The organism is Streptomyces tsukubensis (assembly GCF_003932715.1).
Taxonomy (GTDB): Bacteria; Actinomycetota; Actinomycetes; order Streptomycetales; family Streptomycetaceae; genus Streptomyces; species Streptomyces tsukubensis.
In genome coordinates, this window is the sequence record NZ_CP020700.1 from 3,058,514 (window position 1) to 3,082,720 (window position 24,207).

The 24,207-nt window shown below is 73.3% G+C and carries 22 protein-coding genes; 5 read left to right on the forward strand and 17 right to left on the reverse strand.

The window, feature by feature from the left end; all coding sequences use genetic code 11:
- Positions 1-140 precede the first annotated feature (140 nt).
- Positions 141-974 (reverse strand): trans-aconitate 2-methyltransferase, encoded by an 834-nt coding sequence (locus B7R87_RS11810; protein ID WP_006348796.1) that lies wholly within the window; start codon positions 972-974, stop codon positions 141-143.
- Positions 975-1,105: 131 nt separating this feature from the next.
- Here B7R87_RS11810 and B7R87_RS11815 point away from each other — a divergent pair, with 131 nt between their 5' ends.
- The gene (locus B7R87_RS11815) at positions 1,106-1,603 is read left to right on the forward strand and encodes a MarR family winged helix-turn-helix transcriptional regulator (RefSeq protein ID WP_006348795.1); all 498 of its coding nucleotides are present in this window, start codon (positions 1,106-1,108) and stop codon (positions 1,601-1,603) included.
- On the opposite strand, the gene B7R87_RS11820 is transcribed toward B7R87_RS11815, so the two are convergent.
- The 4 genes from B7R87_RS11820 to B7R87_RS11835 all read right to left on the reverse strand — a co-directional run bounded on the left by B7R87_RS11820 (position 1,562) and on the right by B7R87_RS11835 (position 7,038).
- Positions 1,562-2,377, reverse strand: a complete 816-nt coding sequence (locus B7R87_RS11820) for a LuxR C-terminal-related transcriptional regulator (RefSeq protein ID WP_006348794.1) — start codon at positions 2,375-2,377, stop codon at positions 1,562-1,564. The genes B7R87_RS11815 and B7R87_RS11820 overlap by 42 nt on opposite strands.
- A 438-nt stretch (positions 2,378-2,815) precedes the next feature.
- Positions 2,816-3,817, reverse strand: a complete 1,002-nt coding sequence (gene galE, locus B7R87_RS11825; protein ID WP_006348793.1) for a UDP-glucose 4-epimerase GalE — start codon at positions 3,815-3,817, stop codon at positions 2,816-2,818.
- A gap of 542 nt (positions 3,818-4,359) precedes the next feature.
- Entirely contained in the window at positions 4,360-5,028 is a 669-nt protein-coding gene (locus B7R87_RS11830; RefSeq protein ID WP_130585053.1) for a response regulator transcription factor, read from the reverse strand.
- A gap of 264 nt (positions 5,029-5,292) precedes the next feature.
- Positions 5,293-7,038, reverse strand: coding sequence for an outer membrane protein assembly factor BamB family protein (locus B7R87_RS11835; RefSeq protein ID WP_130585054.1), 1,746 nt, complete (start codon positions 7,036-7,038; stop codon positions 5,293-5,295).
- On the opposite strand from B7R87_RS11835, the gene B7R87_RS34090 reads away from it, so the two are divergent.
- Positions 7,037-7,159 (forward strand): hypothetical protein, encoded by a 123-nt coding sequence (locus B7R87_RS34090; protein ID WP_269847453.1) that lies wholly within the window; start codon positions 7,037-7,039, stop codon positions 7,157-7,159. The genes B7R87_RS11835 and B7R87_RS34090 overlap by 2 nt on opposite strands.
- A gap of 45 nt (positions 7,160-7,204) precedes the next feature.
- Here B7R87_RS34090 and B7R87_RS11840 read toward each other — a convergent pair whose 3' ends face one another.
- The 12 genes from B7R87_RS11840 to rsmI all read right to left on the reverse strand — a co-directional run bounded on the left by B7R87_RS11840 (position 7,205) and on the right by rsmI (position 19,967).
- A complete protein-coding gene (locus B7R87_RS11840; protein ID WP_130585055.1) occupies positions 7,205-9,190 on the reverse strand; it encodes an outer membrane protein assembly factor BamB family protein in 1,986 nt (661 codons plus the stop codon).
- A 276-nt stretch (positions 9,191-9,466) separates the two neighbouring features.
- Complete coding sequence (locus B7R87_RS11845; RefSeq protein WP_006348789.1) at positions 9,467-11,284, reverse strand: ABC-F family ATP-binding cassette domain-containing protein; 1,818 nt, start codon at positions 11,282-11,284, stop codon at positions 9,467-9,469.
- Between the two features lie 141 nt (positions 11,285-11,425).
- Entirely contained in the window at positions 11,426-12,301 is an 876-nt protein-coding gene (locus tag B7R87_RS11850; protein ID WP_040916011.1) for a glycosyltransferase family 2 protein, read from the reverse strand.
- Between the two features lie 133 nt (positions 12,302-12,434).
- A complete protein-coding gene (locus B7R87_RS11855) occupies positions 12,435-12,704 on the reverse strand; it encodes a hypothetical protein (protein WP_130585056.1) in 270 nt (89 codons plus the stop codon).
- A 204-nt stretch (positions 12,705-12,908) separates the two neighbouring features.
- Entirely contained in the window at positions 12,909-13,814 is a 906-nt protein-coding gene (locus B7R87_RS11860; RefSeq protein WP_006348786.1) for a 4-(cytidine 5'-diphospho)-2-C-methyl-D-erythritol kinase, read from the reverse strand.
- Positions 13,811-14,713 carry a 16S rRNA (adenine(1518)-N(6)/adenine(1519)-N(6))-dimethyltransferase RsmA gene (rsmA, locus tag B7R87_RS11865; RefSeq protein WP_130585110.1) on the reverse strand — a complete coding sequence of 301 codons (903 nt, stop codon included), beginning with the start codon at positions 14,711-14,713 and terminating at the stop codon, positions 13,811-13,813. Before rsmA ends, B7R87_RS11860 begins: the two co-directional genes overlap by 4 nt.
- Before the next feature lie 103 nt (positions 14,714-14,816).
- Complete coding sequence (locus tag B7R87_RS11870) at positions 14,817-15,209, reverse strand: type II toxin-antitoxin system VapC family toxin (protein WP_006348784.1); 393 nt, start codon at positions 15,207-15,209, stop codon at positions 14,817-14,819.
- Positions 15,206-15,373: a hypothetical protein gene (locus B7R87_RS34390; protein ID WP_006348783.1), complete on the reverse strand. Its 168-nt coding sequence runs from the start codon at positions 15,371-15,373 to the stop codon at positions 15,206-15,208. The genes B7R87_RS11870 and B7R87_RS34390 overlap by 4 nt, the downstream gene beginning before the upstream one ends.
- A 153-nt stretch (positions 15,374-15,526) precedes the next feature.
- Complete coding sequence (locus B7R87_RS11880; protein ID WP_157997840.1) at positions 15,527-16,780, reverse strand: ubiquitin-like domain-containing protein; 1,254 nt, start codon at positions 16,778-16,780, stop codon at positions 15,527-15,529.
- A gap of 464 nt (positions 16,781-17,244) precedes the next feature.
- Positions 17,245-18,117: a TatD family hydrolase gene (locus B7R87_RS11885; protein WP_006348779.1), complete on the reverse strand. Its 873-nt coding sequence runs from the start codon at positions 18,115-18,117 to the stop codon at positions 17,245-17,247.
- 317 nt (positions 18,118-18,434) lie between these two features.
- Positions 18,435-18,887, reverse strand: coding sequence for a hypothetical protein (locus B7R87_RS11890; RefSeq protein ID WP_006348777.1), 453 nt, complete (start codon positions 18,885-18,887; stop codon positions 18,435-18,437).
- A 198-nt stretch (positions 18,888-19,085) separates the two neighbouring features.
- Positions 19,086-19,967, reverse strand: a complete 882-nt coding sequence (rsmI, locus tag B7R87_RS11895; protein WP_006348776.1) for a 16S rRNA (cytidine(1402)-2'-O)-methyltransferase — start codon at positions 19,965-19,967, stop codon at positions 19,086-19,088.
- A 62-nt stretch (positions 19,968-20,029) separates the two neighbouring features.
- On the opposite strand from rsmI, the gene B7R87_RS11900 reads away from it, so the two are divergent.
- From B7R87_RS11900 to B7R87_RS11910, 3 genes are all read left to right on the forward strand, one after another.
- Complete coding sequence (locus B7R87_RS11900) at positions 20,030-21,757, forward strand: dolichyl-phosphate-mannose--protein mannosyltransferase (protein ID WP_130585057.1); 1,728 nt, start codon at positions 20,030-20,032, stop codon at positions 21,755-21,757.
- 169 nt (positions 21,758-21,926) lie between these two features.
- Positions 21,927-23,555 carry a penicillin-binding transpeptidase domain-containing protein gene (locus tag B7R87_RS11905; protein ID WP_006348773.1) on the forward strand — a complete coding sequence of 543 codons (1,629 nt, stop codon included), beginning with the start codon at positions 21,927-21,929 and terminating at the stop codon, positions 23,553-23,555.
- 144 nt (positions 23,556-23,699) lie between these two features.
- Positions 23,700-24,197 (forward strand): YbaK/EbsC family protein, encoded by a 498-nt coding sequence (locus B7R87_RS11910; RefSeq protein WP_006348772.1) that lies wholly within the window; start codon positions 23,700-23,702, stop codon positions 24,195-24,197.
- Positions 24,198-24,207: the final 10 nt, after the last annotated feature.

Here is a 24,207-nt window from a genome sequence, read left to right on the forward strand (position 1 = left end):
CCGCCCCGGCGCCGGACCGGGCGGAGCAGCGACCGGCGGGCTCCGTCCGGGACGATCGGCCCGGCGGACCGGTCGGTACAGGGTCCGTCCGGTCACGGGCCGGTCGGACCACCAACAGGTCAGGGGCGGGTCAGGGGCGGTCAGAGCACCGGCTTTGTCGCGACCGCGAAGATCCGGCGGAACGGGAACACCGTCCCCCGCGGCCCCGGCGGATACGCCTCCCGCAGCAGATCCCGGTACTGCCCGAGGAAGGCGCCGAGCGCCTCCTCGTCGTCCCCCAGCTCGGTCAGCACGGGCCGCAGCGTGGTGCCCTTGACCCAGTCCAGGACCGGATCCTCACCGCTCAGAAGCTGGTGGTACGTGGTCTCCCAGACCTCGGCCGCGCAGTCGAGGCCGGTCAGCCGCTCCAGATAGTCGGCCGGGGCCAGCACATGGGCTGAGCCCCGCCAGTGCTCACCGATCCGGTCCCGCCACTCCGGCCGCCCGCACAGGGTGCCCAGCAGGGTATGGCTGGGTGCTCCGTGGTTGCCGGGGACCTGGAAGGCGAAGGTGCCGCCCGGTGTGAGGGCCGCGGTCCAGCGGGCGAAGGAACCGGCGTGGCCGGGCACCCACTGCAGCGCCGCGTTGGAGACGATGAGGTCGTACGGCCCGTCGGGCGTCCAGTCCACGGCGTCGGCTGCCCGGAAGTCGAGCCGGCCGCCGCCCGGGGTGGGCCCGGCGTGCTCCTTCTCGGCGAGGGCGAGCATCTCGGGCGAATGGTCGAAGCCGGTGATCTCGGCGGTGGGCCAGCGGTCGGCCAGCAGCGCGGTGACGTTCCCGGGCCCGCAGCCGAGATCGGCGATCCGGGGCGGCCGGCCTTCGGCCGCCGGGGCGGCCGGATCGGGGATCCGGGCGAGCAGGTCGAGGAAGGGGCGCGCCCGGTGACCCGAATGGCGGAGGTACTGGCGGGGGTCCCAGATCGGTGCGGAATTCACGGCGCGGCTCCCTCACGGCAACGGACGACAGCAGCAGGGCGGGCGTCCCGCCCGTCCCTGCCCCACCATCCACCACATTATCTCTTGACGTCAAGAGACTTCATATCGAGGGACCCTCTACACTGATCGTCATGGAGGACGAGGTCGATCGACTGGTCGCAGCTTGGCGCCGCGAGCGCCCGGACCTCGACGTGGAACCGCTTGAGGTGCTCAGCCGCGTCTCCAGACTGGCCCGCCATCTGGACCGGGCCCGGCGGCTCGCCTTCTCCGAGCACGATCTGGAGCCGTGGGAGTTCGACGTACTGACGTCGCTGCGGCGCGCGGGTGCGCCCTATCAGCTCTCGCCGGGACAGCTCCTCACCCAGACCCTGGTGACCTCCGGCACGATGACCAACCGGATCGACAGACTGGCCAAGAGGGATCTGGTGGAGCGGCTGCCGGACCCATCGGACCGGCGCGGAGTGCTGGTCCGGCTGACCCCCGAGGGGCGCGATCGCGCGGACCGCGCGCTCGCCGGGCTGCTCGCCCAGGAGCGCGCGATCCTCGCGGAGCTGTCCCGGGCGCAGCGGGCGGAGCTGGCCGCCCTGCTACGCCAGTTGACCGCCCCGTTCGACAACATTCCCGGCTAGTCCGCCGGAGAGCTTCACCGCCGGATCGGCGGGGCCGACCCCGGCCCGGCGGGCGAGCGCCACGGCTGCGAGGGTGGAGTGCACCCCGAGTTTGCCGAGGACGTTCTGCATATGCGTCCGGACGGTGTGCGGGGAGAGGAAGAGGCGCTCGGCGACCGCCTTGCGCCCCAGTCCCGCGACCATGCACCGCAGCACCTCGCGCTCGCGCGGGGTGAGCGACTCCACCAGCCGTTCGCTCTCGGTGCGGTGCTTGCGCGCGGCGGTCAGCTCCCGCAGGACGCCGGTGAGCAGCGCCGGCGGCAGATGCGTCTCGTCGCGCAGCACCCCGCGGATCACGGCGAGAAGTCGCTGGAGTGAACAGTCCTTGGCAACCCAGCCGGAGGCGCCCGCCTGGAGGGCGAGGGCCGCGCGGCGCGGATCGTCCTTCTCCGCGAGGACGACGCAGCGGACCGCGGGCTGGCCGGATCGCACCCCCGCGACCAGGCTCAGTCCGTCCACAAGACCGTCCAGCGCATCGCCGCCCTCGTCGGGCACGGCGCGCGGGACCGGCGCCCTGGCGCCCGGCCCGGGAGCGACGGCGGCCCCCAGGTCGGCGTCGACCAGCATCACGTCGAACGGCCGCCCGTCGGCGACCGCGCGCTCCAGACATCGCAACGCGGCAGGCCCGCTGCCCGCGGCGCCGACGTCCACATCGGGCTCGGCAGCCATGGCGGCGGCGAGCGACTCGGCGAAGATTCGGTGGTCGTCCACCACCAGGACCCGGATACGGATCACAGACACACCCCCTGTGTCGGAGGACGGCTCGGTGCGAACAGAGCGCCCGAGACGGACTGTCAGCCTCGCCCGGCCGTCGCCGTGCTGTGACTGAAATACCCCACCCCGGGCGTCGTACCCCGCTGTCTCGTCCCCTGATCAACACCGGCCCCCACCGGCGTTGAGCATCAGAGTACGGACGGCGGGCAGAAGCGGAAGCGTATTTGCAGAACTGATGACCAGCTCTGGGGAATGAGTTGTACCTCGAAGTTACTCAGGGGTTGGGTGGGAAGGATGGGGAGAACGGTACACGGCGGAGCCCGGTCGGGCACGGGGTGACCATCGCAGGGCAAGGGCCCGTCCGTCGAGAACCGGAAGCCGCCCGTTCGGCCGGATCCGGTCCCCGGGCCGGATCCGGGGAGCCCCGCCCGGCCCGGTGCGGCCGACCGTCCGGGGGTGTCAGACGAGGGCCCGGGTACGGGCGAACTCCCAGGCGTCGGAGACGATATCGGTGAGTCCGGGGCGGGCCGGGGTCCAGCCGAGCCGTTCGCGGGCGACGGTCGCGGAGGCGACGAGGACGGCCGGATCCCCGGGGCGGCGCGGTGCGAGCGTCTCGGGCACCGGATGCCCGGTGACCTTCCGTACGGCCGCCACGACCTCGCGGACCGAGAAGCCGCTGCCGTTGCCGAGGTTGCAGATCAGCTGCTCGCCGGGGCGAGCCGCGGCCAGCGCCAGTACATGCGCCTCCGCGAGATCCGCGACATGGATGTAGTCGCGGACGCAGGTGCCGTCGGGGGTGGGGTAGTCGTCGCCGTAGACCGCGATCGACTCGCGGCGGCCGAGGGCCACATCGAGGACGAGCGGGATGAGGTGCGATTCGGGTTCATGGCGCTCGCCGTGCCCGCGGTACGCCCCGGCGACGTTGAAGTAGCGCAGACAGACCGCGGCCAGGCCGTGGGCCCGCGCCTCGCCGCCGATCATATGGTCGACGGCGAGTTTGGTGGCGCCGTAGGGGCTGGTCGGTGCGGTGGGGTCGGATTCGGTGACGGGGCTGCGGACCGGTTCGCCGTAGGTCGCGGCGCTGGAGGAGAAGACGAGCTTCCGGACTTGGGCCGCGCGCATGGCGGCGAGCAGGGCGATGGTGCCGCCGACGTTGTTCTCCCAGTACTTCCCGGGGTCGACGACGGACTCACCGACCTGGGAGTACGCGGCGAAGTGCAGCACGCCGTCGAAGGACGGGTCCAGCCAGCGGGCCGCGTCCCGGATGCAGCCCTCGACGAGGACGGCGCCCGCGGGGACGCCGTCGCGGAAGCCGGTGGAGAAGTCGTCGAGGACGACCACCTCGTGCCCGGCCGCCAGGAGCCGACGGGCGACGGCCCCGCCGATGTAGCCCGCGCCCCCGGTGACGAGGTACTTCCGTACGGGGGTGGGGGTGTTGGGGCCTTGGGGGCTTGCGGTCATGTGCTCGTCGCCTCTCGCGGTCGCCGGGCCGCGGGCCGGGGCGGGGCCCGGGGCGGGTGGGCGTCCACGCATCCCACGGGGCCGGTTCCGCGGGGCGCAGGCGCGCCGGTCGGTCCCCGCGTTTCACCCGTGGGTGTCCCCGGGGAGCCCCCGGGCCCCGCGCCGGGGCCGCGCCCGGGGCGGGGCGGCCCCGCCGGGGCAACGCCTATGGCCCAGCCGGGTGCTGAGCTTCGCGGCCTCGGCCCGTGGGTGGCCGTTCGCGCAGTTCCCCGCGCCCCCAAACCCCCCTGCATCGCCCGCCAACGGGACCGGCGCCGCACAAAGGGGCTGGAGCCGAGTACCTAGGGGCGCGGGGAACTGCGCGACAAGCCACCCACGGGCCGCGGCCGCAAACGTCAATACCCGGCTGGGCGGGGGGCGCAGCCCGTGCGGCGGGGCGCTTGGGGGACGGGTACCCCCGGGCGGGGCGCCACGCGGGGGCGCCCGGGCTCCGGGGCGGAGCAACGGGCCCCGGGGGCAGGGCCCCGGGACCTACCCCCGCCTCAGCGGAGCGCCGCGCGGTCCAGGAGGCCCGTGCGGGCTGCCAGCGCCGCCGCCTCCAGGCGCGAGCCCACGCCCAGCTTCATCAGCACCCGCTGGACATGCGTGCGCGCCGTGCTCGGGGCGATGCCCATGCCCGCCGCGATCAGCCGGGTGTCCTCACCCTCCGCGACCCGGACCAGCACCTCCACCTCCCGCGGGGTCAGCAGCCGCAACAGCCGCTGGCCCTCGTCGTCCGGCTGCGAGACCGGGTTGAGCAGCTCCGCGAAGGCCCCCTGGAGCAGGGCGGGGGCGACCACCGCCTCCCCCGCGCGGGCCTTGACCATGGCGCGCTCCACACCCTCGATGCGCTCGTCGTGACGGACATAGCCCGCCGCGCCCGCCGCGAAGGCCGCCGCTATGCCCCAGGGGCTCGGCACCGGCCCCAGGACCACCACCGCGACCTGGGGGCGCTCCCTCCTGATCCGGACGATCGGGTCGAAGACGCCCGGCTCCGCCGGGGACGCGGTCCCCAGAAGGCACACCTCGGGCGCCCGGGTGACCACCAGGTCCGCCGCGCCCGCGACGGGCGCCGTCGCGGCCAGCACCCGGTGTCCCCGTAGTTTCAACGCCGAGGCGAGCGCCTCGGCGTGCAGTCGGTGATCGTCGACCACCATGAGCCGCACGCCCATCGAGCAACTCCCATCCCCCCGGTGCAACCTGCCCCGGCAAGCTACACGCCAGTTCGACAACGTGTGCCCCGAGTCGGCAGAAGTACCCAAGACTGCCGAATGTGCCGCGCATCAGGGTCACTTATGACCATGGCATGACCGCCGCATGACCAAAAGGCGGCGGCCCGGTACGGGAACTCCCCGTACCGGGCCACTACTGTTCCGCGAATCAGGCTTCACCGCAGCAGTACCCGGGGGGCTCTAGGGCGAAAACCGGTCGCGTTTTCAACTTTCTGTCGTAAATGCAACCGCCAGATAACTTTTGTACGTGGAAGTGCCCGCGCCGCTCATCAGTTCCTCGCTCAGATAGAGCCGCCCGTCGGCATAGAGATACTCGGAGCCGCCCACGAGGAACTTCCGCTCCTTCTCGACGGACTGCTCGTCCGACGGATTCTCCATCAGCAGCGTCGCCGTGAGGGCGGTGCCGTCGAGGCTGACGACCTGGCCGCCCTTGCGGTACGGCGGCTGCTTGTAGGCGATCACGGCATTGCCGTCCATCCGCAGCGGCAGGATCGTGTAGCCCTCGCCCGCATCCGCGCGACCCGGCAGCGGCTTCCCGGTGGTCAGGTCGTACGACACGATCTCGTTCGTCCGCCCGTAGCCTCCGCCGCTGCCCTCGTGCGGCGAGGTCGCCAGATAGAGCCGTCCGTTGCCGACGGCGACGTTGCTGCACGATTCGACGTCGGTGGCCCCGCAGCGCGCCTCGAAGCGGTCGCCGGTCGCGGAGACCTTCGCCAGCAGTCGGCCGCGGTCGTCGATGGAGAAGAAGTCGGAGATCCCGTACTTCCCGGTGTCACCGACGTCCGCCGCGACGACCAGCGGCTTGGTGTTGACGATGCTCGCGTAGTCCACGCCCTTCGGCATCTTGTACGAGAACTGGGGGCGTCCGCTGACCGGGTCGACCGGCTGGATGGTCAGCTGCTCGTTTCCGTAGGTGCCGCAGGCGCGGACCGCGACGAGCGCGGGCCCTCCGGCGTAGCCGCGGTCCTCGCAGTCCGCGTCGGACGAGGTCGGCTTCCAGCGCACGGCACCGGTGTCGAGATCGAAGGCGGCGCCGCCGCTGAGGCCGCCCGCGGCGACCGTGGTGCCGCTGAGCGTGACCTCCTCGAAGCTGATCGGCCGGTCGCCCCGGAGGGGGGAGGTGACGGACTTCCGCCACAGCAGCTTGCCGCTCGCCAGATCGACGACGCCGACTTCGGAGCACTGCTGGTAGCGGCCGGTGCCCGAGGCGGCGCGGGGTGCGGGCTCGAAGAGGATCGCCGTCTTCTGGTCGGCCGACTTGTGGCGCGAGGCACCGCAGGTCTGGCCCGGGAGCGGGATCCGCCAGAGCACGGTGCCCTTGTCCCGGTCGTAGCCGGTCAACTCGTGCACACCGGGCTTCACGAACGCCTTGTCCGTGACCCAGGAGCCCTTGAAGGAGGACACCTCCTTGTTCGCCGGCTGGTCCAGGGTGAAGGCGAGCCGGGACGCGGTGTCCTCGGGGACCTTCTCCGTACCGCCGCCGCCCTTGCCGCCGCTCTTCCCGCCGTCCTTCCCGCCCTCGGTGCCCCCGCTGCTCGCGGTGGTTTCCTTCTTGCCGGTGTCGTCGCCGGTCGCGGCGTACAGCACCCCGCCGCCGACGATCAGGACGACGGCGGCGGCCGCGGCGATGACGATCTTCGCCTGGGTGCCGAGCTTCTTCCGGGGCGGCTGCGGTCCGCCCGGGGGCACGGCGCCCTGGGGCTGGGTCGGATAGCCGTACGGGGCCTGCGGGACGCCGTAGCCCTGGGGCTGCGCCGGGTAGCCGGGCGGCGGCGGGGGTCCCCATGCGCCCCCGGGCTGCGGAGCCTGCTGCGGATAGCCGTAACCGGCGGGCGGCGGCCCCTGCGGCGGGCCGAAGCCGCCCGGCGGCGGATCCACGGGCGCGCCGAAGCCGCCGCCCTGCGGGGGCGGTCCGGACGGCGGTGGGGGAGGAGGAGGCGGCTGACTCATGACGGAACACCTCGTCGGCGAGGAGAAGCAGGAACGGAAAGAAGGGAGGGAAGGGAGGGCGGGAAGGGAAGGAGAGAAAGGGGGAGAAAGGGGGCAACTGCGCGAGCAGCGCGAAGGGTGAAGACGGGCGGCGGGGGCGGGACCGACGGGCCCGCCCCCCTGGCGGTCAGGGGCCGAACGCCAGCATCGTCGGGGTCTTCAGTTCTTCCCTGTCGTTCGCCGCGCTCACCCGGCGCGCCGCCAGATAGACGGAGCCGGCCTCGTAGAGGACGTTCACCGAGTAGAGGGAGTTCTCGGTTTTGGCCGCGGACCGGGGGTGGCGCAGCAGCGTCTTCGGCGGACCGCCCGCGGGGGCGATCGACGCGACGGCTCCCCCGGAACCGTACGACGGCTCCCGGTAGACGATCAGATTGCGGCCGTCCATGCGCACCGGCACCGCGGCGGTTTCCCCGCCGGAGGGCGCCCGCCATGTGGGGCGGCCGGTGTTCAGGTCGAAGGCGACAATCTGGTTTCCGCCGCCGCCGGTGCCGCGGACGGGCTCGGTGGCCAGGTAGAGGGTGTTCGGGTCGGCGACGACGCCCTGGCAGCCCTCCAGATTCTGTCCGAAGATCACGAAGGAGCCGCCGCAGCCGACGCGGAACTTCTCCTTGCCGCCCGCGATGGGGGCGCGGAGCGTGCCGTCGGGCTTGAGCGCGACGACGGTCCACGATTTGGGCTCGCGCTTGACGAGGGAGACCACGACGGGGTCGGCGGAGTAGACCTTGTCGATCTCCCAGCCCGCGGGTGCGTTGAACGTCCAGCGGGCCTTGCCGGTGGCCGGGTCGATCTGCTGGAGCTGGTGCTTGGGCTTCTTGTAGTCGCCGGTGGGGCAGCTCACCGCGGCCAGCAGCCGGGCGCCGCCCGCGTACGCGAAGGGCTTGCAGCCGCTCCGGGGCCCGGTGAAGAGCTGCTTGCCGTCCTTCAGGGAGAAGCCGTACGACACCCCGGTGGCGCCCGCAGCGAGGGTGTTGCCGCTGATGGTGAGGGTGTGGTCGGAGAGTCCGAGGAAGCCTTTCTCCTCGGGGATCTGAGCCTTCCAGATCACCTTGCCGGTGCCGAGGTCGATGCTCCGCAGATCGCGGCAGCGGGCCCCCGAGCCGATGCGGTCCTTGATGCCGACGACGATCGTGCCGCCCGCGGACGGGCGGGGTGTCGCGGAGCAGATCTCCCGCTCCAGCGGCACGGTCCACTTCTTGCCGCCGTCGGTGGCCGAATAGCCGACGACCTGCTTGTACATGGCCTTGGCGATGGTGCCGCCGTAGCTCCACGGGCCGTGGACCTCGGCGCCGCCGCGCGGCAGGTCGACGTCGTTGCGGGTGACGAAGAGGGCGCGGGCCTCGCCGGGCGCACGGTCGGCGTTGAGGTCGTCGGCGCTCGGGTCGCGGTCCGTCTCGCCGCCCCGGCCGCCGGTCGCGGTGCCGCCGCCGTCGTTGTCTTCGGGTGATGCGCTGTTCGTGGGGGCGGGGGCGGTCGGTTCACCGGTGCTGGTCTTCCGGCCGTCCTTGCCGTCGTCGCTGCCGACGACGGCGTACGTACCGGCTCCGGCGACGAGGAGGGCGGCGACGCCCGCGGCGATCAGGATCGGCGTGCGCCGTTTGCCGGGGCCGCCGGGCGGGGGCGGGGGGACCGAACCGTACGCGAACGCCTGGCCGCCGTGCTGCGTGCCGCCGGCATACGGGCCGGGCTGCGTGCCGCCGGCGTACGGGCCGAACTGCTGGGCGCCCGGGTACGGCTGGGCGGCGCCGGGCTGGTGGTACGGCCCCGGAGCCCCGCCGTCACCGGCGCCCTGGCCGGTGCCGTACGCCGGGAAGGGACCGCCCTGCGCCGGGCCGGGCTGCCCGGGCCCGGTGCCGTACGCGGGGAACTGGCCGTCCTGCGCCGGGGGTACGGGCGGCGGTCCGGGCGGCGGTCCGGGCGGCGGCGGGGGTATGTACGGCGGCCCGCCGCTCCCGGCGGCGGGCACCGGCGGCTGCGCCGGACCCCCGCCCTCATACGGGTCCCGGCCCTGGTCCTGGCCCTGTTCCTGACCCTGCTCCGGATATCCGTAGCCGGACCGGGGATCCCACGGGGAACCGGTGTCCTCCGGCCACGGCCGGCTGGGCGGCTGAGACATTCAGCGCATCCCCCTTCGTGCGTCCGTAGGTCCGGCGGCCTCCCCCGTGATTCCGGGACGCGCACGGCGCGCCGACGGCCGGCGCCCGTGTCCCGGAAGGAGCGTTCCGAACCTGGAGCCGCGGCTTCGCGGCAGTCGAGCGGAGCCTCTTTCTATCACTCGGGTCAGTTCCCGAAAGGGGCCGGTCCGCCCCCGTCACTGGGCCGACCGGCTTGTGACGGCGCCGTGATGAAGACCGCGGCCGGGCCTCCCCGGCCCGGGGGCGGCGGGCGCGGCTCAGACGTCCTCGGCCAACTCCATCCAGCGGCCTTCCAGTTCCTCCCGCTGCCCGGCGAGGGCCCGCAGTTCGGCGTCGAGCCCCGCGACCCGTTCGAAGTCGGTGGCGTTGGCGGCGATCTCGTCGTGGACCGCCTTCTCCTTCTCCGCGAGCTTGTCGAGCTGCCGCTCGATGCGCTGCAGCTCCTTCTGCGCGGCCCGCAGCTCACCGGCCGACCGGGTCTTCGTCTCCGGTGCCGCGGCGGCGGACTTCGCGGGGGCGGGCGCCGGGGCGGCGGACTCGACGGCGTCGCGCCGCCGCTCCAGGTACTCGTCGATACCGCGCGGCAGCATCCGCAGGGTCTTGTCCCCGAGCAGGGCCAGCACCCGGTCCGTGGTCCGCTCGACGAAGAACCGGTCGTGCGAGATGACCACCATCGACCCGGGCCAGCCGTCGAGGAGGTCCTCCAGCTGGGTGAGGGTCTCGATGTCGAGGTCGTTGGTCGGCTCGTCGAGGAAGAGGACGTTCGGCTCGGCCATCAGCAGCCGCAGCAGCTGGAGCCGGCGGCGCTCACCGCCGGAGAGGTCGCCCACCGGCGTCCACTGCTTCTCCTTCACAAAGCCGAACTGCTCGCACAGCTGCCCCGCGGTCATCTCCCGGCCCTTGCCGAGGTCGACACGGTCCCGGATCTGCTGGACGGCCTCCAGGACCCGCAGCTGGGCGGGCAGCTCGGTGACGTCCTGGGAGAGATAGGCCAGGCGTACCGTTTTGCCGACCGTGACCCGCCCGGCGGCGGGCTGTGCCTCGCCGTCGGTCTCGGCGGCCTCCGCGAGCGCCCGCAGCAGGGACGTCTTCCCGGCGCCGTTCACCCCGACCAGACCGATCCGGTCGCCGGGGCCGAGCTGCCAGGTCAGATGCTTCAGCAGTACCTTCGGCCCGGCCTGGACGGTCACGTCCTCCAGATCGAAGACGGTCTTCCCGAGCCGGGCGGACGCGAACTTCATCAGCTCACTGGTGTCCCGCGGCGGCGGTACGTCCGCGATCAGCTCGTTGGCGGCCTCGATGCGGTAGCGGGGCTTGGAGGTACGGGCGGGGGCGCCGCGCCGCAGCCACGCCAGCTCCTTGCGCATCAGGTTCTGCCGCTTGGCCTCCTCGGTGGCGGCGATCCGCTCCCGCTCGGCCCGGGCGAAGACGTAGTCGCTGTAGCCGCCCTCGTACTCGTAGACCGCGCCGCGCTGCACATCCCACATCCGGGTGCAGACCTGGTCGAGGAACCAGCGGTCGTGGGTGACGCAGACCAGGGCGGAGCGGCGGTTCCGCAGATGCTCGGCGAGCCACGCGATGCCCTCGACGTCGAGGTGGTTGGTGGGCTCGTCGAGGACGATCAGGTCCTGCTCGTCGATGAGCAGCTTGGCCAGTGCGATCCGGCGGCGCTCACCGCCGGAGAGCGGGCCGATGACGGTGTCGAGGCCCTCGGGGAACCCGGGCAGCGACAGACCGCCGAACAGGCCGGTGAGGACGTCGCGGATCCGGGCGCTGCCGGCCCACTCGTGGTCGGCGAGATCGCCGATGACCTCGTGGCGGACGGTGGCCGCCGGGTCGAGGGAGTCGTGCTGGGTGAGGACCCCGGTCCGCAGCCCGCCGCTCTGGGTGACCCGGCCGCTGTCGGGCTCCTCCAGTTTGGCCAGCAGCCGGATGAGGGTGGTCTTGCCGTCGCCGTTGCGCCCGACGACACCGATGCGGTCCCCTTCGGAGACGCCGAGGGACACGGAGTCGAGCAGGGCACGCGTTCCGTACACCTTGCTGACTGCCTCGACATTGACCAGATTGACGGCCATTTTTCTCCCGAGTAGGGGCGGGTGGATCGACCTACCAGGGTAGTCGGGCCGCGGCGGCCCCCGCGGCGGCCGGTCGGCGCCGCGGGCAGGGGCCTCCGGGCCGGGGACCGGCGGCCGGGCCGGTCCCCGGAGGGGGCGGGCTCAGATCACCGGGGGGCGGCCCAGCCGGGTCATGCGCCACACGGTCCGCCAGCGCATCGGGCGGCGCGGCGGGCAGGGCGTCCTGACGCCTTCGGCGAAGCCGCCGAACCAGGCCCGCAGACCGCTCGCGGACCGGGTCCGCAGCAGCGTCAGCGCGGTCCACACACCCAGATAGAGCGGGACCAGCAGGGCCGGGAGGTGGCGTTTGGCCAGCCAGACCCGGTTGCGGGCCACCATGCGGTGGAAGACGGCGTGCCGGGTGGGCGAGGTCCAGGGGTGCCGGAGGACCAGAGCGGGCTCGTAGAGGATCTTCCAGCCGTGGTCGAGGGCCCGCCAGGCGAGGTCGGTCTCCTCGTGGGCGTAGAAGAACGCGTCGGGCCAGTCGCCGGTCTCGTCGAGCATCTTCATGGAGATGCCGTGGCCGCCGCCGAGGAAGGTAGTGACATAGCCGCGGCGCATCGGGTCGCTCGCCCGCAGCCGCGGGACGTGACGGCGGGCGGTGCGGCCCTGCTCGTCGGCGATCCGGAAGCTCACGACGCCGAGGGCCTCGTCCTTCTCGTACAGCCCGACCAGCGTGGTGAAGACGTCGGTGTCGATCAGCAGCCCGTCGTCGTCGAGGTCGACGAGGATGTCGACGTCCCCCAGTTCGCGCAGTTTCGCGATGGCCGCGTTGCGTCCGCCGGTGACACCGAGGTTCTCGGGCAGTTCGACGCCGGTGACCCCGTCGGGGAGCGGCGGCAGGGACACGCCGTTGCCGACGACCACGATCCGGCTCGCGGGGGTGTCCTGCTTCGCGACCGATTCGAGCAGCTCCCCCAGTTCGGCGGGGCGGTTGCCCATGGTCAGAATCGCGACGCCGACGCGTGGTTGACGCACCAATGAACTCTCCACTCATCAAGGGTGATGCGTTCGGATGCTAACCGTTGGCGGCCCGGGGCCGGACATGCGGAGGGGCTCCACCGGCCCGGCAGGCCGGTGGAGCCCCTCCTGTGCGCAACGGCGCCCGCGGTCAGCGGGTGCCCGCGACGCCTTCGAAACCGCCGCCGGACGTGGTGTCCGTGGCCCAGCCGAAGGCGAGGCCCGAGGCGTAGGAGTGCGCCGTCTCCGCGAAGCCGTACACCTCGCCCGCCGCGAAGATGTTGTGCGGCTCGCCGGAGGCGACGTACTGGCCGCCGCCGCCCGCGGTCACGGGCTCGTGCGCCTGCGCGGGGGCCGCGACGGCTGCCAGGGCCAGTGCGGCACCGGCGGTCACCAGCGCCTTGCCCAGGATGCTCTTCATGAGTTCCTCTCCGAGCCCGGTCATCGGAACGGGGCTCGGGCCCAATCGACCACGGGGCGGCGGGTGCTGACGGCACCCCACACCGGGCGCGCCGCGCCGATCACCCGAAAAGATTCCGGCGCGGTACGGCCCATGGACGCACGCACGTCCGGAGGGTGTACCGCGTCCGGAGGCTGCCGGGGCCGGTTCCGGGGCGGCCCGGGGTCAGCGGACGGTTGCTCCCGGCGCGGGCGACGAGGCCGTACGGGCCGTACGGCAGGTGCCGGAGGCCTCCAGTACGGCGGCCACGGATACGGCCGACTCCTCGTCCTTCACCAGGAACGCGGTCGTCGGTCCGGAACCGGAGACGATTCCGGCGAGGGCGCCCGCCCCCAGGCCCGCGTCGAGCGTCGCGCGCAGCGCCGGGCGGAGTGAGAGCGCCGCTGGCTGGAGGTCGTTGGCGAGCACGGCGGCCAGCGCGGGGGCGTCGCCCGAGCGCAGGGCGGCGAGCAGGGCCGGGGACGCCTCGGGGGCGGGGACGTCCGTCCCGGCGGTGAGCCGGTCGAACTCGCCGTAGACCGCCGGGGTCGACAGTCCGCCGTCGGCGAGCGCGAACACCCAGTGGAAGGTGCCGCCGGTGTCGAGCGGGGTGAGCCGCTCGCCGCGGCCGGTGCCCAGGGCGGCCCCGCCGACGAGGCTGAAGGGGACGTCGGAGCCGAGTTCGGCGCAGATGTCGAGGAGTTCGGCGCGGGGGGAGTCCAGACCCCACAGGGCGTCGCAGGCGAGCAGGGCGCCCGCGCCGTCGGCGCTGCCGCCCGCCATACCGCCCGCGACGGGGATGTCCTTGGCGATGTGGAGGTGGACGGCGGGCTCGATGCCGTGGCGGGCGGCGAGCAGCAGGGCGGCCCGGGCGGCGAGGTTGGTGCGGTCCAGGGGCACCTGGTCGGCGCCGGGGCCCTCGCAGGTGACGGTGAGGGTGTCGGCGGGACGCGCGGTGACCTCGTCGAAGAGGGAGACGGCGAGGAAGACGTTGGCCAGGTCGTGGAAGCCGTCCGGGCGGGCGGCGCCGACGGCGAGCCGGACGTTGACCTTCGCGGGGACGCGGACGGTGACGGACCCTGCGGGGCTCATGCGGTCACTCCGGCGGGCTTGGCCTCGGCGATCCGGGCGAACTCCTCGACCGTCAGGGCTTCGCCGCGGGCCTGCGGCGAGACGCCCGCCGCGACCAGGGCCCGCTCGGCGAGCGCCGGGGAGCCGGCCCAGCCCGCGAGGGCGGCGCGCAGGGTCTTGCGGCGCTGCGCGAAGGCCGCGTCGACGACGGCGAAGACCTCGCGTTTGGTCGCGGTCGTCTTCGGGGGCTCCCGGCGGACCAGGGAGACGAGTCCGGAGTCGACGTTGGGCGCGGGCCAGAAGACGTTCCGGCCGATCGCCCCGGCGCGCTTGACGTCGGCGTACCAGTTGGCCTTGACGGAGGGCACCCCGTACACCTTGTTCCCCGGATCGGCGGCGAGCCGGTCGGCCACCTCCGCCTGCACCATGACGAGGGTCCGCTCGATGGTCGGGAAGCGGTCGAGCATATGCAGCAGTACGGGTACGGCGACGTTGTACGGGAGGTTGGCGACGAGCGCGGTGGGCGGCGGCCCGGGCAGCTCGTCCACGAGCATGGCGTCGGAGTGCACCAGCGAGAAGCGGGGGGCCCGCTCCGGCATCCGGGCCAGGATCGTGGCCGGCAGGGCGGCGGCCAGCACGTCGTCGATCTCGACGGCGACGACCTGCTCGGCGGCCTCCAGCAGGGCGAGGGTGAGGGAGCCGAGCCCGGGGCCGACCTCGACGACGGTGTCGTCGGGCCGGACGCCCGCGGTGCGGACGATCCGGCGGACGGTGTTCGCGTCGATGACGAAGTTCTGCCCGCGCTGCTTGGTGGGCCGCACACCGAGCGCGGCCGCCAGTTCGCGGATGTCGGCGGGCCCGAGAAGGGCATCGGGGCTCCCGGCCGCCCCGGAGTCTCCGGAGACGCCGGAATCGCCGATTCCGTCGGTGCTGTCGGGGGCGTCGGGCTCAGTGCTGCTCACCGCTACAGCCTAAGCCTCCACGGGGGCGGACCCGTCCCGCCGGGGCGGGCCCACGCGCCCTTCAGATCTTGACCACACAGACGCCGGGGCCGCACAAGGCCGACAGGTCCTCGGGGTCGGAGGTGAGAACCGTCACCGGAGGCGGCGACGCCAATGCCGTTGCGGCGACGATGGCGTCGATCGCGTACTTGTGTCCGTGCAGCCCGGCATCAGCGAGAAGCTTGCTCGCGTGGCGGGCGATGGTTTCGGTGGGCGGAACCACGTTCGCTCGGGAGACTGCGTAATCGAACCGGGCCTGATGCGTCCTGGGGTCTCGGGCTTCGACGAGCGTCACCGAACTGATGACGACGCGTATGTCTTCCGCTTGGGCGGCACCCAGCCACTCCATGAGTCCGGGCGCACGCTGGACCATCTGGGAAAGACCCTCGCAATCGAGGATGACCGTGCCGCTCACGCTGCGTCTGCCGAGGCACTCGACTCGCCGCGGAGGATGGCCCGTTTGGCCTCGACTGCCGCCGGGTCGAGCGGCCCGTTGACTGCTTCGGCGTCTTCGATGAGTTCGCGAAGCCGTTCACGTTCCAGTTGACGCTGCACCAGGGCCTCGACATAGGCGGACATGCCTCGCCTGCCGGTTCGGGCCTTGAGCGCTGCGATTGTGCCTTCGTGAAGCGAGACCGAGACGGGCCGGATGGGCCCTTCACCGGGATTCGGGGGGTATCCATGGCTCCAGTTTAACAAAACCCTTAGTAACTTGAGATGGAAATACACCCCCTACAGCCGACGGCCGCAGTGCGGCCAGGGGGCCGCGCCGCGTTGGACGTAGAGCTTCTTGGCGCGGAAGGTCTGCTCCGACGCCGGGGCGTCCTGGGGGCGGCCCCGGCCGCCCAGGGAGCGCCAGGTGAAGGGGTCGAACTGGTAGAGGCCGCCGTAGGTGCCCGAGGGGTCGACCGCGTCCGGGCGGCCGCCGGACTCGCAGCGGGCGAGGGCGGACCAGTTGAGACCGTCGGTGCCCGCGACCGACCGGGGCAGGGGGCGGGTGCCGTAGCGGATGCGCTGGGTGACCGGGCGGCGTACCAGCTCCTCCGCGACCTTCCGCGGCTTCTCGCGGACGCCGTTCACCGTCCGCAGGGCGTACGTCACCCTCCGGGTGCCCGGGCGGCCCTGCTGGACGACGGTCTCCGTGCCCGCGAAGGCGCGGGGGTCCGCCGTGCGCACGGTGCCGTACGGGACGGGCTCCTCCCGCACCTGCCGCGAGCCGGTGATCCGCAGCACCGTGATCGTCTGGCCGTCCCGCGGGAAGGCGTCGAGCGGTACGGACGCGGTGTCCTCGCCGTGGAGCGCGATGCCCGCCTCCGCGAGGGCCTGGGCGACCGTCGCCGCGTTCGTCCGCAGGGTGCGGGCGCGGCCGTCGGCGAGGACGGTCACCGCACGCTCCGTACGGACGTCGAGGGCGAGCCCGGCGCGGGTGATCCCGGCGGAGCGGGACGCCGACAGATAGGCGCCCTCCGCGCGGACGCCGAGCTGCCGCAGCGCGTCCTCCACGGTCTCCGCGGTGGTCCAGATCGTGCGGCGGCTGCCGTCGAGGGTGAGGGCGATCGGCCGGCCGTACCGGACGACGACCTCGTCGCCGCTGGCCAGTGCGGCCGCCGGGCCGGGCGCGACGATGTCGTGGCCGCCGACGGCCACCCCCTCGGCTTCGAGCAGCTCCCCGACGTCGTCGGCGAAGGTGTGCAGGGTGCGCGGTACGCCGTCGACCGTGAGGCGGACGGCCTTGTCGCTGACGAGGAAGGCGGAGGTGCCGCCCGCGAGGAAGACGACGACGAGGGCCTGCGGGAGCAGCTTCCGCAGCAGCTCGGTCCGGGCGGGGCGGGCCCCCGCGGGCCGCCGTCGCCGCCGGCCCCGGCCCGGGGCGAGGGCGGGGGCGGGGGCGGGAGCCGGTGCGGGCTCGTCGGGCGCCGGTCCGTCCCGGTCGGTGTCCGGCCCCGGGGCCGCGGTGGGCGCGTACTGCCCCGGTGCGTCCCGCAAGGCGTCCGGGTCCGGGTCCGACCGTTCGGGGGCGGCACGGAAGGCGTCCGGGCCGGGATCCGGCCAGGCCGGTACAGCCCGGAACGCGTCCCGGTCCTGCTCGACGGAGCCCGGCCATCCCGGCGCACCCCGGTCCGCAGGCGTAGCCACGCTCCAGGGGCCGGTCCGGGGGCGGGGGGTGCGGCCGCCGGTTCCCGTGTCCGCCGCGACCGCATAGGCCCAGGTACCGGGCAGCGGTTCCGGGCCGCCGGACGTGTCCCGGCCCGCCGCCCCGCTCCCGTACCGCCCGGTGCTCGCGCTGGTCTCTTCGCTCACGACGCGCTCCGTCCGACGCCCGCTCTGTGGTGCGCCGGGACGCTAGCCGAGCCGCGATCACTCTCCAAAGCCATCCGGTCACACCGTGTGGCGAGTCGTGCGCGCGCCGACCCCGTACGGGCTACGGAGCGTTACCGGTCCGTGATCCTTCAGTAGCCGAAGGCCTCCGCCGTATTGGCCGCCACCGCCGCTGCCAGCGTGTCCTCGTCGAGCCCCTTCACCACGGCCATCGCCCGCAGCGTGACCGGAATGAGATACGGGGCGTTAGGCCGTCCGCGGTACGGCGCGGGCGTCAGGAAGGGCGCGTCGGTCTCGACGAGGATCAGCTCGCGCGGGGCGGCGGCGAGAGCGTCGCGCAGCGGCTGGGCGTTCTTGAAGGTGACGTTCCCCGCGAAGGACATGTAGTAGCCCGCCTCCGCGCACACCTTCGCCATATCGGCGTCGCCGGAGTAGCAGTGGAAGACGGTGCGTTCGGGCGCGCCCTCCTCCGCCAGGACTCGCAGGACGTCCGCGTGGGCGTCCCGGTCGTGGATGACCAGCGCCTTGCCGTGGCGCTTGGCGATCTCGATATGGGCGCGGAAGGACCGCTCCTGGGCGGCGATGCCGTCCTCGCCCGTACGGAAGTAGTCGAGCCCGGTCTCGCCGACGGCCAGCACGTGCGGCAGGGCCGCGAGCGCGTCGATCTCGGTGAGTGCGGCGTCGAGGGCGGCGTCCCCGCCGGGGGGCCGTACGGTCTGCCGCGGGCCGCCGTTCCCGGGGTCGCCGAGGACGATCCGGGGGGCTTCGTTGGGGTGGAGGGCGACGGCCGCGTGGACGGCGTCGTGCGCGGCGGCGGTACGGGCGGCCCAGCGGGAGCCCTCGATATCGCAGCCGACCTGGACGACGGTGGTCACTCCCACGGCGGCCGCCCGGGCCAGTGCCTCATCGACGGTGCCCTCCTGCATGTCGAGGTGGGTGTGCGAGTCGGCGACGGGGACCCGGAGGGGCTCGGGCAGCGGCGGCGGGGCGGACTTCGAACTCATGGACGCGATCCTACGGACCGGGCGAGACGGCGATCCGGCCGTCCGGCCGTCCGGCCCGGTCCGTGGACCGGGCGCGGCGGGTCCGGGGGTCCGGACCCGCCGCGCCCGTGAACCGGATCCCGGGGCGGGCCGCCGGGAGGGTGGACCCGGCGGCGCGGGGCCACCGGATGGTGTCACCACCTTCCACGGCCGCCCGGGTTCCGGGTCCGGGTTCCGGTATCGCCCCCCGCCGGGGACGGTCCGGCTCCGGACGGCGGACGGAGCCGGACCTCCGGAGCACGGCCCCCGCGGCGCCCCGGCGCAAGCGGGCCGGCGGGCTACCGGTTGCGGTGGTGGCGGAAGGGGTGGAGCAGATCCGACAGATGCCAGTGGTGGGATTCCTGGTGCGGTGGGTCCGGCTGCGGCGGCAGGGCGCCCGGGTCCGTCACCGGCTCCAGGCGGTAGTCCGTCGCGCCGATCGGCCCGGCGATCGGGACCGTCCGCTCTTCGACGACCCGGCCGGAGCGGCCCGCTCCGGCGGCCCGGTCCAGCACGGACGACACCTGCCCCGCGCGCATGATCCTGACGACGTGCCCCCCGCAATTGCCGCATGTGGGGCTCGACAGCGGGGACGGCACCCGGACGCCGTCGGCCCGGTAGACCACGTACTCCCGCCCCTCCGCGTCGAGGTGGTGTTCGATCTCGTACGCCTGTTCCCAGCCGTGTCCGCAGCGCATGCACGCGAAGGCATACGCCTCGTGGACCCTGGCCGCGCCGGTGATCTCACTCATGCCAGCTCCTCTCCACTGATCCAGTGGACGCCCATTCCGGCGGGAGCGCATCAGAGCCTGTCGAAAGATGGAGCGGACTTGGGACTTCCCATGCCGGGGAGCCCCCGGACGCGGTCCCCGCTTTGCCCTTCCAGGTTAGTCCTTTACCGACCCCGGACCCGGGCCCGTCAAGGAGCGCCGGGGACCGCCGGGGACCGGTCAGCGGTTCTCGTTCTTCGCCGCCACCACCGCGTCGAAGACCTCGCGCTTGGGCACCCCGGCCTCGGCGGCGACCGCCGCGATGGCCTCCTTGCGCCGCTCCCCCGCCTCCTCCCTGGCCCGCACCCTGGCGACCAGCTCGGCGGGGGTGAGGTCGCCGGGCCCGGGGGCCGGGGCGCCCTCGACGACGACCGTGATCTCACCGCGTACCCCGTCCGCCGCCCAGGCCGCAAGATCGGCCAGGCCGCCGCGCTTGACCTCCTCGTACGTCTTGGTCAGCTCCCGGCAGACGGCGGCACGCCGGTCGGCGCCGAAGACCTCGGCCATCGCGGCGAGGGTCTCCTCGATGCGGTGGGTGGCCTCGAAGTAGACGAGGGTCCGGCGCTCCTGCTCGTTCTCGCGGAGCCTGGCCAGCCGTTCGCCCGCCTTGCGCGGCAGGAAGCCCTCGAAGCAGAAGCGGTCGACGGGCAGTCCGGAGAGCGCGAGCGCGGTCAGCACGGCGGACGGGCCGGGGACCGCGGTCACCCGGATGTCCGCCTCGACGGCGGCGGCGACGAGCCGGTAGCCCGGGTCGGAGACCGACGGCATGCCCGCGTCGGTGACCAGCAGCACCCGGGCGCCGCCCGTGAGCGCCTCGACCAGCTCGGGGGTGCGGGCGGCCTCGTTGCCCTCGAAGTAGGAGACGACCCGGCCCGTCGGCTGGGCGTCCAGGGTCTGGGTGAGCCGCCGCAGCCGCCGGGTGTCCTCGGCGGCGACGATGTCCGCGGTGCGCAGCTCGGCGGCGAGGCGGGGCGGGGCGTCGCCCGGGTCGCCGATGGGCGTCCCGGCGAGGACGAGGGTTCCGGCAGTCGTTCCGGTGGCCGGTCCGGCGTTCTGAGTCACCCGTTCATTGTCCCGTGCGGCGGCGGGGACACGGCCACAGGGGATGTCCCTACGATGGCGCGGTGACCAGTACCGCGCCATCGCCCCTGAAGCGCGGGGCCGACGACCCGCCGCCCCCCGCCGCCTGGCCCGCGCGTCTGCGGCGCTTCGGATACACCCCGCGGACGGTGATCGGGCTGCGGGAGCGGCTCGTACCGCCGTACGCCCGGCCGTCCGCGAAGATCTGGCCGGTACTCGGTGTCCCCCCGCACCGCGTCGAACCGCTGCTGCGGATCTCCGCCTGGGCGGGCCCGCTGCTGGTCGCCCTGTTCGCCGGGGTGATCCGGTTCTGGAACCTGGGCAAGCCGCATGCGGTGATATTCGACGAGACGTACTACGCCAAGGACTCCTGGGCGCTGATCAACCAGGGGTACGAGGGCAACTGGCCCAAGGACGTCGACAAGCGGATCCTCCAGGACCCGTCGTCGGTGGCGATCCCCGTCGATCCGGGGTACGTGGTCCATCCTCCGGTCGGCAAGTGGGTCATCGGCCTGGGCGAGAAGCTGTTCGGTTTCGAGCCGTTCGGCTGGCGTTTCATGGTGGCGCTGCTCGGCACGCTGTCGGTGCTGATGATCTGCCGGATCGGCCGGCGGCTGTTCCGCTCGACGTTCCTCGGCTGTGTGGCGGGTCTGCTGCTGGCGGTGGACGGGCTGCACTTCGTGATGAGCCGTACCGCCCTGCTCGACCTGGTGCTGATGTTCTTCGTCGTCGCGGCCTTCGGCTGTCTGCTGGTCGACCGGGACCGGGCCAGAGCCCGGCTGGCGGGGGCGCTGCCGGTGGACGCCGACGGGCTGCTGCGGCCGGACGCGACGGTGGCGCGGACGCTGCGGCTCGGCGCGCGGCCCTGGCGGATCGCGGCGGGCGTGATGCTGGGCCTGGCCGCCGGGACCAAGTGGAACGGTCTGTACATCCTGGCCGCCTTCGGTCTGCTGACCGTCCTGTGGGACGTGGGCGCGCGCCGTACGGCGGGCGCGGTGCGGCCGTACGCGGCGGTGGCGCGGCGCGATCTGGTGCCCGCCTTCGTGGCGACGGTGCCGGTCGCGGTGGTGACGTACATCGCCACCTGGTCCGGGTGGATCTTCACGGACAAGGGGCATCTGCGGAACTGGGCGTCGACGGGACCGGGCCGGGAGACCGCCTGGCCGTTCCTCCCGGACTGGCTGCGCAGCCTGTGGCACTACGAGACCGAGGTGTACGAGTTCCATGTGAACCTGACCTCGGGCCATACGTACCAGTCCAACCCGTGGAGCTGGATCGTGATGGGCCGCCCGGTCTCGTACTACTACAAGGATCCGAAGCCGGGCACCGGCGGCTGTCCGGCCGAGACCAGCGGCAACTGCGCCTCCGAGGTGCTGGCGCTCGGCACCCCGCTGCTGTGGTGGGCCGGGTGCGCGGCGATCGTCTACGTGCTGTGGCGGTGGCTGTTCCGGCGCGACTGGCGGGCGGGCGCGATCGCCTGCGCCATCGCGGCGGGCTGGGTGCCGTGGTTCTTCTACCAGGAGCGGACGATCTTCGTCTTCTACGCGGTGGTCTTCGTGCCGTTCCTCTGTCTGGCGGTGGCGATGCTGATCGGGGCGATCCTGGGGCCGCGGGGGGCGACCGAGTCCCGGCGGGCGGTGGGCGCGATCGGCGCGGGTGTCCTCGTCCTGCTGATCATCTGGAACTTCATCTACTTCCACCCCCTGTACACGGGTGCGGTGATCCCGATGAGCGAATGGCAGGACCGGATGTGGCTGGACACCTGGGTGTAACCGGCCCGACCGGCCCCGGTGGTTCGGCCGGACCGGGTGCAGAGGGCACGCATATCACCGGCGGTCCGCGTGATGCTTGGTCCCGGCCCCGTAACAGAACAGCCGTTCGGCTTCCGTTGCGGCCTACTGTCTGAGGGCACGCAACGGGGATTCGAGGAGGGCGCGGAGCATGCGCAGCGGAGCGAAGACCGCCGTCGTCGGCGGGGTGTTTCTCGTCGTGGCCGGAGGAGTCGCGTACGGAGGCTGGAACCTCTACGAAGGGATCAGCGGCGACGGCACGGGGAAGCAGAGCGCCAAGCGGACCGGGCCGCCGAGCCCGGAGGAGATCGACGGGACGGCGCGGGACTTCCTCGCCGCCTGGGCCAAGGGCGACGCGGAGACGGCCGCCGGGCTCACCGACAACGCGGCGGAGGCGCGGGCGCTGATATCCGGCTTCCGTACGGAGGCGAAGGTGTCGGCCGCCGAGATCGTTCCGGGGCCTGCGGTGGGCGCGGCGGTGCCGTACACGGTGCAGGCGACGGTGGTGCACGAAGGGGTGAGCAAACCGCTGACGTACCGGTCGCAGCTGACGGTGGTACGCGGGCAGACCTCGGGCCGGGCGCTGGTGAACTGGCAGCCCGCCGTCGTCCATCCGCAGCTGACGAAGGGCGCGAAGCTCACCACGGGCCCGGCGTCCGCCCCGCCGATCACGGCGGTGGACCGCAACGGCCGGGAGCTGTCGAAGGAGCAGTACCCGTCGCTGGCGGCGGTCGTCGACGGGCTGCGGAAGCGGTTCGGCGAGGCCACGGACGGCAAGCCCGGCGTGGAGCTGATGGTGGAGTCCGCGAGTGAGAGCGTGCCGGACCGGACGCTGCTGGTGCTCGCCCCGGGGAAGCCGGGCAAGCTGAAGACCACGATCGACGCCCGGGTGCAGGCCGCGGCGGAGAAGGCGGTGAAGGGCTACGGGCAGGCGTCGGTGGCGGCCGTCCAGCCCAGTACGGGCGAGATCCTGGCGATCGCCAACTCGCCCGCGGGCGGCTTCAACACGGCGCTGATGGGCGCCCAGGCCCCCGGGTCGACGATGAAGATCGTATCGGCGGCGATGATGCTGGAGCACGGTCTGGTGACCGGCGCGGACAGCAAGGTGGAGTGTCCGAAGACCGTGCAGTGGGACGGCCGGACCTTCGAGAACCTGAAGCAGTTCGAGGTGCCGAACGCCACCTTCCGGCAGGCGTTCGCTCGCTCCTGCAACACGACCTTCATCAAGGCGATCAAACCGCTGACGGAGAAGGGTGTCGCGAGCTCGGCCCTGGGCGATACGGCCCGCAAGTACTTCGGCATCGGGCTGGACTGGAAGACGGGCGCGTCGACGCACGACGGCAATGTGCCCGCTTCGTCGGGTACGGAGACCGCCGCTTCGTACATCGGCCAGGGGAAGATCACGATGAACGCGCTGAACATGGCGTCCGTGTCGGCGACGGTGAAGAACGGCGCCTTCAAGCAGCCCACGCTGGTGCCGCGGTCGGTGAACGACGCGGACTTCGCGACGGCGGAGCCGCTGCCCCCGGCGATGGCGGACACGCTGCGGTCGCTGATGCGGGCGGACGCGAGCGGCGGATCGGGCAAGCAGGCGATGGCGCCGGTCGGCGGCGACAAGGGGTCGAAGACCGGTTCGGCGGAGGTCGGCGACCAGGCCAAGAGCAACTCGTGGTTCACCGGGTTCGCCGGGGATGTGTCGGCGGCGGCCGTCGTGCAGGCGGGCGGCCGGGGCGGGGTGGCCGCGGGGCCGGTGGTGGCGAGCGTGCTGAACGCGCGCTGAGCGGATCCCGGGCCGGTGGTGCGGGTGCGGGTCCCGTCCTCCGCCGGGGTTCCCTTCGGGTACGCCGGTCGCGGCGCGGCCCGCCCCGGCACGGGGGCAATTCGGGTCGCCCCCGCCGTCCGGGCGCCAGTAACGTGCCCGGGCATGAGCACTCATGACAGCACCGCATCCGACGCCCATCCCCGTTTCGCCGCCGCGCTGAAGGAGTTGGGGCTCGACGTCCCGGTACGCCGCTTCCCGGACGCCACCCGGACCGCAGCCGAGGCGGCGGCCGCCATCGGCTGCGACCCGAGTGAGATCGTCAAGTCGCTGATCTTCGCGGCGGACGGGGAGCCGGTGCTGGTGCTGATGGACGGGGCGTCGCGGGTGGACGTCGAGCGGGTACGAGCCGAGCTGGGGGCCGGGACAGTCAAACGCGCCGACGCCGATCTCGTGCGGGCGACGACGGGGTACGCGATCGGCGGGGTGCCCCCCTTCGGGCATCTGACCCGGACCCGGGTGCTGGCGGACCGCGGGCTGCTCGCCCACGACGTGGTGTGGGCGGCGGCCGGGACCCCGCACACGGTCTTCCCGCTGGACCCCGGGGCGCTCGTCGAGCACGCGGGCGGCACACTCGTCGATGTGCGGGAGCGTACGGAGTAGCGGCACCGCC

What these genes read in the sequence shown, in the direction of transcription:
- B7R87_RS11815 (WP_006348795.1), top strand. Translation starts at nt 1,106, where the DNA reads ATGGAGGACGAGGTCGATCGACTGGTCGCAGCTTGGCGCCGCGAGCGC.
- B7R87_RS11905 (WP_006348773.1), top strand. Translation starts at nt 21,927, where the DNA reads ATGCGCAGCGGAGCGAAGACCGCCGTCGTCGGCGGGGTGTTTCTCGTC.
- B7R87_RS34090 (WP_269847453.1), top strand. Translation starts at nt 7,037, where the DNA reads ATGACGGAACACCTCGTCGGCGAGGAGAAGCAGGAACGGAAAGAAGGG.
- B7R87_RS11860 (WP_006348786.1), bottom strand. Translation starts at nt 13,814, where the DNA reads ATGAGCCCCGCAGGGTCCGTCACCGTCCGCGTCCCCGCGAAGGTCAAC.
- B7R87_RS11845 (WP_006348789.1), bottom strand. Translation starts at nt 11,284, where the DNA reads ATGGCCGTCAATCTGGTCAATGTCGAGGCAGTCAGCAAGGTGTACGGA.
- B7R87_RS11830 (WP_130585053.1), bottom strand. Translation starts at nt 5,028, where the DNA reads ATGGGCGTGCGGCTCATGGTGGTCGACGATCACCGACTGCACGCCGAG.
- B7R87_RS11840 (WP_130585055.1), bottom strand. Translation starts at nt 9,190, where the DNA reads ATGTCTCAGCCGCCCAGCCGGCCGTGGCCGGAGGACACCGGTTCCCCG.
- galE (WP_006348793.1), bottom strand. Translation starts at nt 3,817, where the DNA reads ATGACCGCAAGCCCCCAAGGCCCCAACACCCCCACCCCCGTACGGAAG.
- B7R87_RS11890 (WP_006348777.1), bottom strand. Translation starts at nt 18,887, where the DNA reads ATGAGTGAGATCACCGGCGCGGCCAGGGTCCACGAGGCGTATGCCTTC.
- B7R87_RS11855 (WP_130585056.1), bottom strand. Translation starts at nt 12,704, where the DNA reads ATGAAGAGCATCCTGGGCAAGGCGCTGGTGACCGCCGGTGCCGCACTG.
- B7R87_RS11910 (WP_006348772.1), top strand. Translation starts at nt 23,700, where the DNA reads ATGAGCACTCATGACAGCACCGCATCCGACGCCCATCCCCGTTTCGCC.
- B7R87_RS34390 (WP_006348783.1), bottom strand. Translation starts at nt 15,373, where the DNA reads ATGTCCGCCTATGTCGAGGCCCTGGTGCAGCGTCAACTGGAACGTGAA.
- B7R87_RS11885 (WP_006348779.1), bottom strand. Translation starts at nt 18,117, where the DNA reads ATGAGTTCGAAGTCCGCCCCGCCGCCGCTGCCCGAGCCCCTCCGGGTC.
- B7R87_RS11835 (WP_130585054.1), bottom strand. Translation starts at nt 7,038, where the DNA reads ATGAGTCAGCCGCCTCCTCCTCCCCCACCGCCGTCCGGACCGCCCCCG.